Source organism: Cedecea neteri, assembly GCF_000758325.1.
Taxonomy (GTDB): domain Bacteria; phylum Pseudomonadota; class Gammaproteobacteria; order Enterobacterales; family Enterobacteriaceae; genus Cedecea; species Cedecea neteri_B.
The window spans coordinates 3,315,544-3,330,942 of the sequence record NZ_CP009459.1; the positions used below are offsets into that span (position 1 = coordinate 3,315,544).

At 55.8% G+C, this 15,399-nt stretch carries 16 protein-coding genes and 1 pseudogene; 10 read left to right on the top strand and 7 right to left on the bottom strand.

Annotation, left to right across the window (positions count from 1 at the left end; genetic code table 11):
- Nucleotides 1-226: 226 nt before the first annotated feature.
- The 3 genes and pseudogenes from LH86_RS15555 to LH86_RS15565 form a co-directional block, all read right to left on the bottom strand.
- Nucleotides 227-1,369 (bottom strand): trans-sulfuration enzyme family protein, encoded by a 1,143-nt coding sequence (locus LH86_RS15555; protein ID WP_039303082.1) that lies wholly within the window; start codon nucleotides 1,367-1,369, stop codon nucleotides 227-229.
- 22 nt (nucleotides 1,370-1,391) lie between these two features.
- Nucleotides 1,392-2,351: pseudogene (locus tag LH86_RS15560) on the bottom strand (PLP-dependent cysteine synthase family protein); the annotation flags it as partial.
- Nucleotides 2,352-2,615: 264 nt separating this feature from the next.
- Complete coding sequence (locus LH86_RS15565) at nucleotides 2,616-3,122, bottom strand: RrF2 family transcriptional regulator (protein WP_039303088.1); 507 nt, start codon at nucleotides 3,120-3,122, stop codon at nucleotides 2,616-2,618.
- 172 nt (nucleotides 3,123-3,294) lie between these two features.
- Here LH86_RS15565 and LH86_RS15570 point away from each other — a divergent pair, with 172 nt between their 5' ends.
- The 3 genes from LH86_RS15570 (at nucleotide 3,295) to LH86_RS15580 (ending at nucleotide 6,342) form a co-directional block, all read left to right on the top strand.
- Nucleotides 3,295-4,497 (top strand): NAD(P)/FAD-dependent oxidoreductase, encoded by a 1,203-nt coding sequence (locus tag LH86_RS15570; protein ID WP_039303090.1) that lies wholly within the window; start codon nucleotides 3,295-3,297, stop codon nucleotides 4,495-4,497.
- A gap of 39 nt (nucleotides 4,498-4,536) precedes the next feature.
- Nucleotides 4,537-4,848, top strand: coding sequence for a N(4)-acetylcytidine aminohydrolase (gene yqfB, locus LH86_RS15575; protein ID WP_039303094.1), 312 nt, complete (start codon nucleotides 4,537-4,539; stop codon nucleotides 4,846-4,848).
- 105 nt (nucleotides 4,849-4,953) lie between these two features.
- Nucleotides 4,954-6,342, top strand: a complete 1,389-nt coding sequence (locus LH86_RS15580) for a hypothetical protein (RefSeq protein WP_039303097.1) — start codon at nucleotides 4,954-4,956, stop codon at nucleotides 6,340-6,342.
- A gap of 49 nt (nucleotides 6,343-6,391) precedes the next feature.
- Here LH86_RS15580 and LH86_RS15585 read toward each other — a convergent pair whose 3' ends face one another.
- Nucleotides 6,392-6,613, bottom strand: a complete 222-nt coding sequence (locus LH86_RS15585) for a YdcH family protein (RefSeq protein ID WP_008458803.1) — start codon at nucleotides 6,611-6,613, stop codon at nucleotides 6,392-6,394.
- 261 nt (nucleotides 6,614-6,874) lie between these two features.
- Here LH86_RS15585 and LH86_RS15590 point away from each other — a divergent pair, with 261 nt between their 5' ends.
- The 3 genes from LH86_RS15590 (at nucleotide 6,875) to LH86_RS15600 (ending at nucleotide 8,687) form a co-directional block, all read left to right on the top strand.
- On the top strand, nucleotides 6,875-7,639 hold the full coding sequence (locus LH86_RS15590) for a siderophore-interacting protein (RefSeq protein WP_039303100.1): 765 nt from the start codon (nucleotides 6,875-6,877) through the stop codon (nucleotides 7,637-7,639).
- Between the two features lie 11 nt (nucleotides 7,640-7,650).
- On the top strand, nucleotides 7,651-8,226 hold the full coding sequence (locus LH86_RS15595; RefSeq protein ID WP_039303103.1) for a PadR family transcriptional regulator: 576 nt from the start codon (nucleotides 7,651-7,653) through the stop codon (nucleotides 8,224-8,226).
- A 95-nt stretch (nucleotides 8,227-8,321) separates the two neighbouring features.
- Nucleotides 8,322-8,687, top strand: coding sequence for a DUF4186 domain-containing protein (locus tag LH86_RS15600; protein ID WP_039303107.1), 366 nt, complete (start codon nucleotides 8,322-8,324; stop codon nucleotides 8,685-8,687).
- A 3-nt stretch (nucleotides 8,688-8,690) separates the two neighbouring features.
- Here LH86_RS15600 and LH86_RS15605 read toward each other — a convergent pair whose 3' ends face one another.
- Nucleotides 8,691-9,203, bottom strand: coding sequence for a polyketide cyclase (locus tag LH86_RS15605; protein WP_039303110.1), 513 nt, complete (start codon nucleotides 9,201-9,203; stop codon nucleotides 8,691-8,693).
- Nucleotides 9,204-9,317: 114 nt separating this feature from the next.
- Here LH86_RS15605 and LH86_RS15610 point away from each other — a divergent pair, with 114 nt between their 5' ends.
- Complete coding sequence (locus LH86_RS15610) at nucleotides 9,318-10,217, top strand: LysR family transcriptional regulator (RefSeq protein ID WP_039303117.1); 900 nt, start codon at nucleotides 9,318-9,320, stop codon at nucleotides 10,215-10,217.
- On the opposite strand, the gene LH86_RS15615 is transcribed toward LH86_RS15610, so the two are convergent.
- Entirely contained in the window at nucleotides 10,194-10,649 is a 456-nt protein-coding gene (locus LH86_RS15615; protein WP_039303120.1) for a GNAT family N-acetyltransferase, read from the bottom strand. The two genes, LH86_RS15610 and LH86_RS15615, sit on opposite strands and share 24 nt — an antisense overlap.
- Nucleotides 10,650-10,697: 48 nt before the next feature.
- A complete protein-coding gene (gene pqqU, locus LH86_RS15620) occupies nucleotides 10,698-12,845 on the bottom strand; it encodes a TonB-dependent receptor PqqU (protein WP_039303124.1) in 2,148 nt (715 codons plus the stop codon).
- Between the two features lie 226 nt (nucleotides 12,846-13,071).
- Here pqqU and LH86_RS15625 point away from each other — a divergent pair, with 226 nt between their 5' ends.
- The 3 genes from LH86_RS15625 to LH86_RS15635 are packed head-to-tail and all read left to right on the top strand — an operon-like array spanning nucleotide 13,072 to nucleotide 14,886.
- Entirely contained in the window at nucleotides 13,072-13,632 is a 561-nt protein-coding gene (locus LH86_RS15625) for a fasciclin domain-containing protein (RefSeq protein WP_039303126.1), read from the top strand.
- Nucleotides 13,633-13,675: 43 nt separating this feature from the next.
- Nucleotides 13,676-14,230: an RNA polymerase sigma factor gene (locus LH86_RS15630; RefSeq protein WP_039303128.1), complete on the top strand. Its 555-nt coding sequence runs from the start codon at nucleotides 13,676-13,678 to the stop codon at nucleotides 14,228-14,230.
- Nucleotides 14,227-14,886, top strand: a complete 660-nt coding sequence (locus LH86_RS15635; protein WP_039303131.1) for an anti-sigma factor — start codon at nucleotides 14,227-14,229, stop codon at nucleotides 14,884-14,886. The genes LH86_RS15630 and LH86_RS15635 overlap by 4 nt, the downstream gene beginning before the upstream one ends.
- Nucleotides 14,887-15,399: the final 513 nt, after the last annotated feature.

A 15,399-nucleotide genomic window follows, 5' to 3' on the forward strand; every position in this document is an offset into this window, starting at 1 on the left:
TATATACCCGTCATACTTCAAGCCGCAGGTGCGTTGACTGCACCCGCTCACCTCAGTCACATAGTTAGCTATGCTCCTGAGGATTCCCGGTCTTGCCGCGTGACTCGACAAGCCTCGCCCCTCCGGGGTCAGCGTAAACGCTGTTTAAAAAGACCCGAAAGTCTTTTTGTCCTGCTGCTCGAATTATTTAGAGTATATTTATCGCCGTATTTCAGTAAATAATTAGCTAACTCAGCGCCTGGGCGAGATCCGCCCGCAAATCTTCTGCGTCTTCAATCCCGACCGATAAACGAATCAGCTGCGGCACAATGCCGTTACTCAACCGCTGCTCGAGCGGAATAGAAGCGTGGGTCATGCTGAATGGCTGGCTGACCAGGCTTTCCACGCCGCCCAGGCTTTCGGCGAGCGTGAACAGCTTCAGCTTGCGGATCACTTCCTCGGCGCGTTTTTCATTCCCGCGAACCACAATAGAAATCATGCCGCCAGGCTGCGACATTTGCTGGCGCGCAAGCTGATACTGCGGGTGAGTCTCCAGCCACGGGAAATAGACTTTTTCAACTTCAGGATGCGTCTGGAGCCACTCTGCCAGCTGGAGTGCGTTGCTGCTGTGGCGTTCCATGCGCAGCGCCAGAGTACGAATGCCCCGCAGCGTCAGGAAGCTGCTGAACGGGTCAAGCACGCCGCCAACCGCATTTTGCAAATAGCCAAGCTGCTGCGCCAGGTCGTCATTCCCGCCAACCACCGCCAGCCCGGCGACAACATCAGAGTGGCCGTTCAGGTACTTGGTGGCCGAGTGCACCACGATATCGAATCCGGATTCCAGCGGGCGCTGAAGTGCAGGTGAAGCGAAGGTGTTGTCGGCCACGCTTATCAGACGATGGCGTTTCGCGATATCGGCAATCGCCGCCAGGTCTGCCAGTTTTAGCAGTGGGTTGGTGGGCGTTTCCACCCAAATCATGCGTGTTTCAGGCCGAATGGCCGCCTGGAGCCCGTCGAGATCGTCAGGCTTCACCCAGCTTACCTGAAGTGCGGCGCTTCGTTTGCGCACGTTTTCAATCAGCCGCCAGGTGCCGCCGTACACGTCGTCAACGGCGATGATATGGCTGCCGCTGTCCAACAGTTCTAGCACAGTTGAGATAGCCGCGAGGCCAGAAGCAAACGCGTAACCCCGCTGACCGCCTTCGAGTTCGGCAATGGCCGTTTCCAGCGCCTGGCGGGTCGGGTTGCCGCTGCGAGAGTATTCAAACCCCGTATGCTGGCCCGGTGCCGGTTGAGCAAAAGTCGAGGTGGCATAAATCGGCGGCATCACCGCGCCGTGTGCATCTTCAAAAGTGCCGCTGTGCACGCTCTGGGTTGCAAATTTATTCATGAATTTTCCTTAATAGTTACGCCAGGTTTTGCTGGCTGAGCCATTGATCGTTAAACATTTTCGATAAGTATTTGTTGCCGCTGTCGCAGGCGAAGGTGACCACGCGTTTTGGCGTGCTTTGTGCCTGGCAATAGCGCAAAGCGGCGGCAAGCAGGGTGCCGGTAGAAGAACCCGCCAGGACGCCTTCGTGGGTTAGCAATTCGCGGGCCGTGGAAAACGCTTCCCGGTCGCTGATCCGGTAGGCGTGCTTGACCTGTTTAAAATTGGCAAGGCCCGGCACAAAATCTTCTCCAATGCCTTCCACCAGCCAGCTGCCGACTTCGCCATATCTGCCGTGTTCCACCACGTCGGCAAGAATGGATCCGCATGGATCGGCCAGCACAAACTCGGTTTGCGGGGAATGCAGGCGGAAAAACTTTTGCAGGCCGCCTAGCGTGCCGCCGGAGCCGACTCCTACGACGATGGCGTCAATGTGGCCCCCGGTTTGTTCCCAAAGCTCAGCGGCCGTGCCAGTGGTATGGGCCAGCGGGTTTGCGGGGTTGGAAAACTGATCGATGTAATAGCTGCCCGGAATATCTGCTGCCAGCCTGAGGGCGTAATCCTGGTAATATTCCGGGTGGCCTTTGGTGACGTCCGAGCGAGTCAGGCGCACGTCCACGCCCAGCGCCCGCAGGTGGAAAATCTTCTCCTGGCTCATTTTGTCCGGCACCACCAGAATCAGCGGGTAGCCTTTTTGCGTGGCAATCAGCGCCAGTCCCAGCCCGGTGTTGCCCGCCGTGGCTTCAATAATCGTGCCGCCCGGCTGCAGCTTACCGCTGCGCTCGGCGTGTTCGATCATCGACAGGGCAACGCGGTCTTTAATAGAGCCGCCAGGGTTTTGGTTTTCCAGCTTAAGCAGCAGCTCACAGTGGCCGGTATCAAGGTGATTGAGGCGCAGCAGCGGGGTGTGGCCTATCAGGTCCAGGACGGAATCGGCAATCATTTTTCTCTCAACATGAAAAGTGTTCATGTATGGAATGATAGGGCGGCGAATTGGCGCTTCTAAAGAACATAAACCCGTGGTTTAGATCGGAAAGTAATATAATGTGCTGTTCTGGCGGTAGGGAAGGAAAGCCGTTCAGATGTCCGGAATGGGGGATGGCTAAACAAGCTCTCTTTTGCCGGTTTGCGCCTGTTTTTAAACAAAAAAGCCAGCGACTTATGCGCTGGCTGGCTATGAATCTGCGAAATTGTACTAAGCGAAAGGCTAGCTGCTCCGCCGGTCGCGGATCCAGTCCTGCACCTCGATAACAAATTCATCCGGCGCCTTACGGTACATACGGCGGGCCAGATCCAGCACGGTATGCTGGGCTAGTGCCTCTTCCATCCGCTGCTGGGCAATGTTCATTACCGCGCGTACGCCGCAAATCCCCTCACAGGCCCATTCAGGCGGCGTTTCTTCAAACACGGCCAGCCGCTGGCGAATCTCTTTGCAGTCGAAAATGCTTTTCTCACCGTCGATGGCTTCCACAATGTCCAGCACGCTGATTTGGTCTGGCGGACGGGAAAGGATAAACCCACCTCCTTTACCTTCGCTGCTGATGACGAGCCCAGCCCTGGAAAGTTTGGTGAAAATTTTACCGAGGTAGTCGTAGGGCACGCCCTGCAGTTCGGCGATTTCGCGCACGTTCATTTCGCGGCCTTCACCTTTGCCATCCACCATGCATATCAGGCTATGAATGCCGTACTCCACGCCCGAACTGTAAAACGCCATACTGCCTCCGACTCATTTAATCCAGGTAATGTAGGGATTTTACTCACGCGATGCAATCTGTAACCCCTAAAACAGGGGATTAAAAATAAACTCCGAAAGATCTTGTCGTAGTTAACTGCGACAAGTATAGTCGCAGTCGTTGGCCACTGAGGGCCTTTACCGGAGTAGAACCATGCAACAGAAGATCCTGATCCTTGGCGCCGGCTTTGCCGGTATGTGGGCAGCCCTGAGTGCGGCCAGACTGACGGCGATGCATAACCGTGACGACATTGAGATCGCCGTGCTGGCCCCGCAGCCTGAACTGCGCGTTCGCCCACGTTTTTACGAAACCGAGGTGGCTTCGCTGGTCGCTCCGCTACAGCCGTTGTTCGACGTTACTGGTGTGACTTTTGTGAAAGGCGAGGCGCAGCGTATCGACAGCGTCAATCAGTGCGTTTGGTACCGTGACGAGCAGGGCAACAGCACGCCGCGGCAGTATGACCGCCTCGTCCTGGCAACGGGCAGCAACCTGAAACGCGATCTGATCGACGGTGCGGCAGAGCATGCTTTTGACCTCGACCAGCTCGAGAGCGCCCTGCGCCTGGAGCAGCACATTTCAGACTTAGCGCAGCAGCCGGAAAGCGAAGCCCGCAACACGGTTATTGTCTGCGGTGGCGGCTTTACCGGCATTGAGATGGCGACTGAACTGCCGGGCAGATTACGTGCGGTGCTGGGGCAAGAAACCAATGCCCGCGTTATCGTGGTAGAACGGGGCGATAAAATCGGGGGCCGCTACAGCCCCGAACTGCGGGATGTGATTGCCACCGCCAGCGAAGAACTGGGCGTGGAGTGGCGGCTGAATACCGACGTCCGCGAAATTGATGCGAACGGCATTGTGCTGGCCGACGGCGAACGCATTGCCTCCAGCACGGTGATTCTTACCGCAGGCGTGCAGGCCAGCCCGCTAACGGCGCAGATTAATGCCCCGCGTGATAAACAAGGCCGCCTGCATGTGGACGCATTTTTACGGGTGGAAGGGCAGCCAGCCATTTTTGCAACGGGGGATGTAGCGCGTGCCGAAACGGATGATCAGGGTAACCTCGCGTTAATGACCTGCCAGCACGCCATCATGCTGGGCCGTTTTGTGGGCTATAACGTGGCGGCAAGCCTGCTGGACGTGGCGCCGCTGCCATACCGCCAGATTAACTATGTAACCTGTCTCGATCTCGGCGCTTGGGGCGCGGTGTTTACCGAAGGCTGGGAGCAAAAAGTGACGCACGTGCGCGAGGACGCGAAGAAAATTAAGCTGTCGATTACCCAGGAACTGATCTACCCGCCGGTAGCAGACAGAAAAATCGCCTTTGAAACGGCGGATCCGTTAGCGCCGTTCGTCTAAGGGATTTATCATGCTGCCGAATGTTTATCAGGAGGCAGCATGGCTAACGACATCACGTTTTTCCGCCGCTTTGAGCACGACATTACCGCCGGGCTCAAAACCATTACTCTGCGCGACAGCAGCGAATCCCATTTCCAGCCCGGCCAGCGTTTGCGCGTGGGCCGCTACGAAGATGACGTCTATTTCTGCACGATCGACGTCATCAGCGTGACGCCGGTGCTGCTTGACGATTTGGACGACGAACACGCCCGCCAGGAGAACATGACGCTGGCAGAGCTTAAACAGGTGATCGGTGAAATCTACCCTGGGCTGAATGCGCTGTATGAAATTTCATTCCGGCTGGTGAGCTGAGCCTTCGCCGAGATTAGCGGGTGAGAAGGGGGATAATCGTGCGTTTGCCTGTACTGGCGGCTGGTAGTATCAGGGATACCTCTTGCGCTATTACAACAAGACATTATGCAAAACCACTTTTTAAAACAGCTCCAGCATTTTCTGAGGAACATAGAAAATCCTGAGCAGTCGGCTCAGGTTCCTCAGAAGCTCGCCGATTACCTTTTCTCGAACCAGGCCTTTCTGGATGAGAGCGATATCACGCTCGATTTAATTAATGCCCTGGGTGACTGGCTGGAAGGTAAACAGCAAAACCTCAACCAACTCTACCTGTCACTCTATCTTTTCTGGCTGAGCGCGCTGGCGCGCAACGGGATAGATATTTTTTATTTCGGCGAGCTGAACAAGCTGCAAATGCTGGGCTCTCGCTTCAGAGATTCGGCCATCAATAACCTCTTTTACCTCAGCCATGAAGAGACTAATCAGCAGGAAATCAGTGCATTTCATGACAAAATCACCGCCAGTGCTACCCCTTTTATTCTCTACGATCCGCAGGGATTAAAGCTGTCCCTGGCCGTTGAACATCCTCAGGCCATCGGCTGCATTTCGTTTTACGATTTGCTGATTGATAATTTCATTCCCTTAAGCACGGCAGCGACTCAGTACACCCATCTGCTGGCGCAGAATTACGCCGCGCTGGCTAATCCAGACGTTAGAACAGTCATTATTGGTAATTCCTACAGTTTTTATGGCTTCCCTGAGAGTTTGCTTGAAAACAGTGTAAATATTTCTACCCACAGTTTAGGGCTAAAACAGGCCCGGCAATTGACGGCACATATTCTCGAGCGCTATCCGCACGTAGAAAACTTTATCTATTGCCTGGGCTTCTTTGACCTGTACAGTGATTTGTTAAAAACTAAAGATGATTTTAACCAGCAGATTATCCACGCCTGGAGCCAGCTAAACAGCCATTACAGGATAAAGCCGGAAGATGGGATAACCGCCGAGGGTATGCAGGCGTTTAGCCGGCTGGTGATGCCGACGCCGGTGCAAGGGCAAACGATAAATGGGCTCGAAGACAGTCATGTCAGGGCACAAATTTGCGAATCCGCACGCCTTATCTTTGCCCGCAGCGACTCGCTTTCTGCCATACAGCAGCAAGAGGAAGCCCAAAAGCGGGGGATTTCGCACTCGAAATCTGTGAAGCACCGGGCAACGCTTGCAGAGAATAAACAGTTCGTGGCTGAGATGAGCGTTCAGTTGGCGACCAAAGGCAAAAAGGTTATCTGGCTAACGCCGTCTTTCCCGGCAGCCTACGTGGACAATCTTGATGCTGAGATGAAACAGACGCATCGCCAATATTTTGCTGACATTGAAGGGGCGCATTCGCGTTTTATCGATCTCTCAGAACATCCGGTCTTTGCACGTGAAGATTTCCGCGACGGCGACCATCTGAATTATTTGGGGGCTGGGAAAATGATTGACGTACTGCGGGCGCTGGGCGTGGGGCTGTAACCTCCGGAGATAACAAGGGAAGGGTAATCCCTTCCCCGGTTCAATGCTATCAGGCCGGCTGGCTCGCCTGTTTCAACATCTGGTAAAGCTCTTGTTTTACCCTCAGTTTTTCTTTCTTCATCTGCACAACTTCATCGTTGTATCCCGTCCCTTGCGGCCCCTCCTTGCGCAAAATCTCGCTATCAAGACGGTTGTGTTTGTTAAACAGGCTGAGAAAGCGGGGGTTTTCGGACTTCAGGTGGGTAATCAAATCACGGTACTCAGGAAACATGTCAGGCCTCCCTGGTCAGTAGGTTGGTGAGTGGATTAACAACTGGCTGATGCCAACCTCAGTGTAGAACTGGATTTAGGATAAGGGAAAGTACAAAAAAGCATCGTTTTGTCAATTTGCGATCCCGGCAGCACCTTGCCGGAATGGGTGTCATGCTCATTGTTTAAACCTGGTAATAACGCCGCAAAATGATAAAGACAGCCGCAGTGTCGTGCACTAAGATATGTCTATGATATATCTTATACACCTAAAAGGTACGCTATGACAACGCAAAATAACGCTAAAAAAGTGCCGGTTCGGGTTCGTAACGAACTGAAGTTTCGTGAATTAACGGTTAAAACGAAAACGCTGATTGCCAATACGTTTTACCGCCTGGTTTTCACCAGCCCACAGCTGGCGGATTTCTCTTCCCGGGGATTTGACGACCATATCAAAGTCTTCTTCCCGGCTGAAAATGGCGAATTCACTCCGCCGCAGGTCACCAGCGAGGGCATTGTCTGGGGAGAGGGCGCTCGTCCACAGTCGCGTGACTATACGCCGCTGGATTTCAACGCCGAACGCTGCGAATTAACCCTGGATTTCTATTTGCACGACGGCGGCGTGGCCAGCAGCTGGGCGAAAGACGCGCAACCTGGCGACAAGCTGTTCATCGGTGGCCCGCGGGGTTCTCTGGTCACTCCAACGGACTATCGCTGGCAGCTGTACGTGACCGATGAAAGCGGGCTGCCTGCGGTGCGCCGCCGTCTGCAGGCGCTGGGGCAGGATGTTCAGGTTGAAGTCCTGGTTAACTGCCACCATTCCGACAGCCTGGGCTATCTGAGCGAATTCCCTGCGGTAAAAGTACAGGCGTTAACTCACGAGGAGATCGCCGGATACCTGAAACAGGCCGAGATCCCTGCCGACGACTATTACATCTGGATTGTGGGTGAAGGCAAACAGGCGAAAGCGCTTGGGGATTACCTGCTGGAAGTCCGTGGTCTGGACGCAGACCTTGTGCGCGCCGTCGCCTACTGGCATGAAAAATAAGGGGGCAACCTATGCGCATTCATCATCTGAGACAGCACAAATGCGAACGCCACGAACACCATCATGGCCGGGGCGGTCATGGCCGGCATGAGCAAAGCCACCCTGAGGGGCGCGCCCGACATCGTCGCGAACGCCTGTTTGACGCCAACGACATCCGCCTGCTGATCCTGCATTTGCTGGCAAGCGGCCCGGCCCACGGCTACGAGCTGATCAAATCCATCGAAGGGATGGCGAAGGGAGAATATGTGCCGAGCCCCGGTATTATTTACCCCAACCTGACGCTGATGGAGGAGATGGGCTTTATCACGGTGGGAGAAGGGCAAAGCGGGAAAAAATCCTTCACGCTGACGGAGGAAGGACAAACCTCGCTCGAGCAGCAGCAGCCCGAACTGGAAGCGGTGACCAACCGTCTCGCCACCCTCGGTGTTCTCGGCGACAACCGCCGTTTACCCGAAGTGCAGCGGGCTATTCATAATTTTAAAACGGCGCTGCATGCCAAACTGGGCAGCACCGAGCTGTCGAAAGAGACGCTGTATAAAATTATCGACACGCTGGATCAGGCGGCAAAAGACATAGAACGCAGCTAGCGCGCACCAGGGCGTTGAGCTTTCAGCGCCCTGGCTTGCTATTTGATCCCTGCGGCGTACCATACCCTTTTTGAAGTCAGCACAGATCTCCCGCAGTGAATAATCCTGATAGCGTTTTTCAACGCCTGACGCGCTCCCCGTTTCGCCAGCGCTTCCAGCTTGGGGCCAAAGAGCGCCAGTACTGCCTCGACAAAGGCCCGGAAACCGTCACCCGCCACGCCGAAGAGTTTATTGCCCTCCGGCTGGCGCCTGCCGAGCCAAAAAATGACGGCAAACAGACGCCCATGCGCGGCCACCCGGTCTTTATTGCCCAGCACGCCACGGCGACCTGCTGCAGAGGTTGCCTGGCTAAATGGCACGCGATACCGGCAGGACGAGCGCTGACCGATGAGGAACAGCGCTATGTGGTGGGTATTTTATACCGCTGGCTGACGGCACAAATGACGGGGCAAAAACCTTAAACGCTATTTCTTCTGGCTCAGAGCATAATTTGCCAGGCCGCAAATCCACTCCTGATGCGCGTTCAGCATCGGGTTCGGTAACGTGCCCGCCAGGTCACGCGCGGGCTGCCCGTTTTGCGTTTCCTGAGTCAAAATACGCACCCGGCCAGAAGGCAGATTTTCAATCAGCCAGGCGTGGTGCACGTCCAGCTCGGGGGACGCTTCGCTGCCAACCCAGCCGTGCCAGGCGAGACGGCCCGGGATTTCCCCCCGCGGGGCGACAAACTCCACCACTTCGGCTTCTACCGGGAAACTAAAGGTCGTAAAGCTGAAGCGCGAACCTGCCGTTAACGTTGGCCCGCTGGCATCATGAAACACAATATCGGACACGTTGCTGTAATAGCGTTCCCAGGCCGAGGTTTGCGTCAGCCAGCGCCAGACTTCGCTGGCGTCCAGCCCGGGAATAATGATTTCGTTTGAGGCGAAGTTGTCGCTAAAACCGGGGATAAAGCCCTGCGGCCAATGGATTGAATGCATGTTGGATTCCTCACGTTTCGTTGCTGTGAGGCGAGAATATCGATACGCAGGATATAAAACCAATCGTCAAATTTAATCTCAGATATAATATGAGTTTATATCTGGAGGCAAGCGATGCGCGATTTACGCAGTCTGGATCTTAACTTACTGAAAACCTTCGATGCCCTGCTGCAGGAACGCAGCGTGACGCGGGCCGCCTCGCGCCTGTCTCTGACGCAGCCTGCCGTCAGTGGGATGCTGACGCGGTTGCGCGAAAGCTTCGACGATCCGCTGTTTATCCGCAGCCAGCGGGGCATTGTTCCTACGGCGCGGGCGTTACAGCTCGAGCAGCCGGTGAAGCGCATCCTGCACGAAGTTGAATTGCTGCTGCGCCCGGCTGAGTTCGACCCTAAAACTTCTACGCTGACGTTTACCCTCGCGGCCACGGACTACGCGCTGCAGGCCATTGTGCTGCCTTTTATTAATGCGCTACGGCGTGAAGCGCCCAATATGCGCGTCTCGGTGCGCCCGCCGGTTGATGGCCAGCTTCAGCCGATGCTGGAAAGCGGTGAGCTTGATCTCTCCATCATGACGACTTTTTCGCTGCCGGCTGACCTCCACGTTCATACGCTGTACGAGGAGCAGTACGTTTGTGCGATGGGGCAGCAGCATAGTCTGGCGAGGCAGCCGCGGATCACCCTGGATCAGTTTTGCGCCTGCGATCATGCGCTGGTTTCATGGAGCGGCGGGGAGTTTAGCGGCGTGACCGACAGCGCTTTGCAGAAAATAAAGCGCTCGCGGCGGGTTAGCCTCTCGGTGCAGAGCTTCTTATTTTTAAATGAGATTTTAAAAACCAGCGACCTGATGGCCGTGGTACCCGCCCGGCTTATTGCCGGCAAGGCGGATATCGTCAGTCATCAGCCGCCGCTGGCGATCCCCGGTTTTACCAAAGTCGCCGCCTGGCATGAGCGCACGCATCACGACAGCGCGCACCGATGGGTAAGGGAGTTGTTATTTCGCAGCTGCGGGGCGTGATTTTTCGAAGCGAATATCTTCGCCGTCTTGTTCCCCCACAGGCTGCCAGCCGTGGCGCTGATAGAACGCGGCGGCGCGGCTGCCTGCCGCCGTTTCAAGCCAAATCATGGGCTGTTGGGCAAACAGGAACGCCTCGGCTTTTTCCAGCAACAATTTCCCGACACCCTGGCCTTCAAACTGTGGCTGAACGAACATGGCAAACAGGCAGGCTTCTTCGGCAATCGCCATGGCAAACCCCGCAGGTTCACCGTCCACGTCTGCCAGCCAGATGCACGGCGATTCAGCAATTATCCCGGCAATAGTCTGCGGCGTGATGCCCATTTCAGCCATTTCTTCGCGCGATAGATGATTCTCTTTGACGCTGGTTCGGATGGAGAAAATAGTCTCGATGTCTGCCTGGGTGGCATCCCGAAGGGTGAGGTTGGGTGACATAAAAATCCTTTTTTAATCTTCCCCCGACAAAAGCCGGAGGGAAAAAGCTTACTGGAAGCTGTAGCTGACGTTGACGCCCACGCCATAGTTACGCCCTGGCGCTGGCTCGAAATAGCGGCCATTGCCTTCATTGACAATCACCGAGCCGACATAATCGCGGTCGAACAGATTATCAACTCGTCCCCAGATGTCCAGCAGCCAGTTTTGCCGGACGTGAAGCTTGTAGCCGGTATTCAATCCCACGGTGGTGTAGGTCGGGGCTTTGGCGTCGTTCTGATCGTCCGCCTGGATATCACTCATGTAGCGAACATCTGCGCCAGCATACCAGCCGTCTTCAGGCACGTAACCCAACGACGCATACCCCATATTGCGGGCGATCCCCGGCATTCGGTTGCCGTTGCAGTTATTTGCCCCGCATACGTTAGTACGGTAGGTCGCCTCCAGGTACGTCCAGGCCATTTTCAGTCGCCAGTCGGCGGCAAACTGCTGATCGAGCGAAAGCTCAAGCCCACGGCGGCGAGTTTCACCGGCATTTTTATAGGTGGTGCGTCCGCCGCTGCTTTGATCAACCACGATCTCGTTATCGGTGTCGGTCTGGAACAGGGCGGCGGTGAACAGGCCGTTGCCAATGCGGTTTTTACTGCCCACTTCTACCGTTGTGTTGGTCGACGGCTGCAGGGCAAAGTTAAGCCCTGACTCATTGTTATTGCGGTAAGAGAGTTCGTTGATGGTCGGCGTTTCAAACCCGCGCCCTGCGGAGGTGTAAATATTCCAGCCGTCATTGACGGCATATTTCAGCGAGGCCGCAGGCAACCACTTGTGATAGCTGGCGCTGCCGCTGTCGTCACCGTTTTTCCCGACGATGTAATAGTCGTTGGAATCAAAATAGACCGAGCTGAAGCGCACGCCTGCATCGAGGCTGAGTTTGTCAGTCAGTTGCCATGTGCTTTGCAGGTACGGGTCGAGGTTCCACATCAGATTACGTTCGTTGCGGCGCAGGTTGCCTTGCTCGCCCAGTACCGTAGCGCCGTTTACCGTGACAAAGTTCTCGTAGCCTTTGCGCTTCTCGGTCATCGTCTCGTAGTCCAGCCCGGTGGTGAAGCTGACCGGCACGCTGCCGAGCTCGCCGTTGTGCGTCCAGCGGGTATCAATGCCCTGGTAATGCCTTGCCAGTTGGATCACGCCGCCAGGATGAGTTGGGTTTTTCTGTGCCGATGCGGGAATGGACTGAAACTGCGTGGTTTCACGCACGCCCGCGTACATCATCACGCTTAAATCATCGTGCTCGCTGAGCTGCCGGTCATAGCGCAGGCCACCCTGGGTTTGCTTCGTTGTTTTTCGCGTATTGTACTGATCGGCGCGGGGTGCCTGCGTTGGGTTATCGTGCCACTCCTGCTCGGTCAGACCGCCGGGATCGTTGGCGTCAATATCCACGCTGTTGAACAACAAGGTCAGCTTGCTGACGTCATTGAGGCGAACGCCAAGCTTCGCATTGCCGAGGTTTTTCTGTGCGCTGCTGTGGTCGCGATAGCCCTGCGTGGTAAAGCGCGAGGCGGAAATCGCATAGTCCACATCCCCGGCCTGCGTGCCGTCGCCGGTTGAGCCGGTGGCTTTAACACTGTTGCGCCAGCTGCCAAAACTGCCGTAATAGCTGCTGGCCTCGATTGTCGGCGGCTGGCGGCCTGTTTCCGTTTTGACGTTAACCACGCCGCCGGACGAGTTCCCGTAGAGCGCAGAAAACGGCCCGCGAAGCACTTCCACGCTGTCCACGCTGTTCAAATCGATATTGGACGTTTGCCCCTGGCCATCGGGCATGGTGGCCGGAATGCCGTCCACATACATGCGCACGCCGCGTACGCCGTACATCGAGCGTGAACCAAAGCCGCGCACGGAAAGCTGCAAATCCTGAGCATAGTTTTGGCGGTTCTGAATTTGCAGCCCCGGCACAGCGCCTAGATTTTCCGACAGGTTTATCCGGGGGGCAGCCTGGCGCAAATCATCGCCATACACCACGCTGACCGCGGCTGGCGTATCGAGCTCAGAAACGGTTGTCGGCTTAGCGGTGACCAGCAGCGTGGATTCATCTTTGGACTGTGTTTCAGCGGCTTGCGTAAAACCGGGAGTGAAAGCCGGGATCAGGAGAAGGGAAAGGGCGGTCTTATGAGTCTGGAGCGTTTTTTTCTGGGGTGTCTTCATCAGGCGGTGTTTACGGCATGCGCAGTTGTCAGGATTGTGAACTGTATATGTTAGTTCCTGTGTTTAAGTTTTGAAAATTATTAGCGCACGTAACGTTAACAATAAGTTATGACTGATGAAATTAACGGCGAAATTTTTTTTATTTTTACTGCATCCAGCGGCACACCCTCAACCGTATATCAGAATGTGAGCAACTCTCTTGCTCCCTACAATTGAGGAATTCAACATGAACAAGTATTTTGCCTCCGCCGTGTGCGCCTCTGCCTTTTTCAGTACGCTGAGCATTGCCTCAATGACGAACGATTCCGTGATGGTCGGCGGGGCTGCGATGTACCCGTCAAAAAATATTGTTGAGAACGCCGTGAATTCTAAAGATCACACCACGCTGGTTGCGGCGGTGAAAGCCGCCGGTTTAGTCGATACGCTGGAGAGCAAAGGGCCATTTACCGTCTTTGCCCCAACCGATGCCGCGTTTGCCAAACTGCCGGCGGGCACGGTCAGCAATCTGGTTAAACCGGAAAACAAAGCCACGTTGACCAGCATCCTGACCTATCATGTGGTGGCAGGAAAATACGACATGAAAGCGCTGGAGAAAAAAATCCAGCAGGGTGGCGGCAGCGCAGAATTAAAAACGGTGAACGGCCAGCCGCTGTGGATCATGAATAACGGCCCACACAATATTCAGCTCAAAGACGGGAAAGGCAACATCGCCAATATCAGCACTTATGACGTAAACCAGAAAAATGGTGTGATAGACGTGATTGATACCGTCCTGATGCCGAAGTGAGTGTCTATACTCGATCCAGGCTCGTCGCCTGGTCGAGAAAACTATGGATAAAACTCTGGTAGAACAGCAGGTAAAACTGATGCGGGCGGTTGCTGAAGGCGACCGCCGCGCATTTGAACAACTCTATCGCCTGACGTCCCCCCATTTGTTTGCGGTGGCGCTGCGTACCGTTCAGCGCCGGGCGTGGGCCGAAGAGATTCTGCACGATGCTTTTCTTACTGTTTGGAATAAAGCGTCAGGCTACGATCCGGCCATAAGCGCCCCCGTGACCTGGCTGACCCACATTGTCCGCAACCGCTGTATCGACTGGCTGCGCAGCGGCCAATCCCGCGCGGCAAATCAGGAAGACGAACTCAGCGACAACGCGGCGGATATTGAAAGTGAAGGGGACAACGGCTGGTGCGATGAACAGCAGGCAGGCCGCCTGCGCGGATGCCTTGACAATTTGACCAGCGAGCAGAGGCAGAGCGTGGTGCTGGCCTACTATCAGGGCATGTCCCACGGCGATATCGCCGACTGGCTGCAGCAGCCGCTCGGCACGGTGAAAAGTTGGATCCGCCGGGCGCTGGATCACCTTAAGGATTGCGTCGGACTATGAACAGCAACCAACAAAGAGATAACGCCCTGGCCTCTGAATACGCGCTGGGCACGCTGCGCGGCAGCGCCCGGTTGCGCTTCGAAAAACGTCTCCAGCTCGAGCCGGATCTCGCCGCGCTCGTGGGCCGCTGGCAAACCCTGCTTGGTGGGCTGGATAGTCAACTCCAATCCCAACATCCGCCGGAAACCGTGTGGAAGAAAATTCAGCTTAGCCTGCCGCCGGAGCGTAATGTCGTCATGCGCTCGCGCTGGAACTGGAATTACCTTGGCTGGGCGCTGGCCGCCGGGCTTGCTGCGGTTGCGCTGGTGCCATATTTCAGTAGCAGAGCACCGGATCTGGCGCCGCTTATGGTGCTTAATGGCGCCAGTCAGCAGGGACAGTGGCTGGTGAGCGCAGACAGTGACCGGAAAACGCTGCGCCTGACGCCGCTGCAGATGGCCTCTGTCTCCGCCAGCAACAGCCTGCAGCTGTGGGCTATCCCGATTGGCGCGAAGCCTGTTTCTCTGGGGCTTTTGGACAGTAAAGCAGTGACTCAGGTTAGTAATGGAAATGTGACGTTGTCACGAGGCGTGACGATCGCCATCAGCCTGGAGCCGCAGGGCGGTTCGCCGACCGGGCAGCCAACGGGGCCGGTGGTGTATAGCGGGGTGTTGTAGGAAGGCTTAGGTGAGTTTTTTGTTCATAGCCGCCGCATCTTACCTCGATGAAGTTCCGTTCACTTCCAGCCCTGTTGTATATGCAGCCACCGTATCTGTGAACGGCTCGGGGGAGTCACCGTCACTCCCCCGAGGCCCCGGACTCCCGGCGAAATAAATCGACCGCTGAAGCGGCAAACCTCCGTTTTATCTCCCAGTCCTGGGTCGGCTGAGATGCGTTCCCGACGCTCTCAACCTCCGGCCGTTCCCGACGGCCGGACCCTGGCCAGTCGGAGAGAAAACAGAGGCGATTTAAGCCGGAACCGTGCCTCGCTTCAAACCCACAGCTACACAGAGCGTCACAGTCGCTGCAAGTCTCACAGCCACGCTCTTGTTTCCGGCTCTCATCGCCCCCGGGTATGACCCAACTCAGGCGGGGTTGAGCTGTCGGGAATAGCGAAAGAGAGCGATCGTCGGGAACGAATCGCGAACGACCCCGAATGTTTGGGTGATAGCCGGTGGGTTTACCGCTTC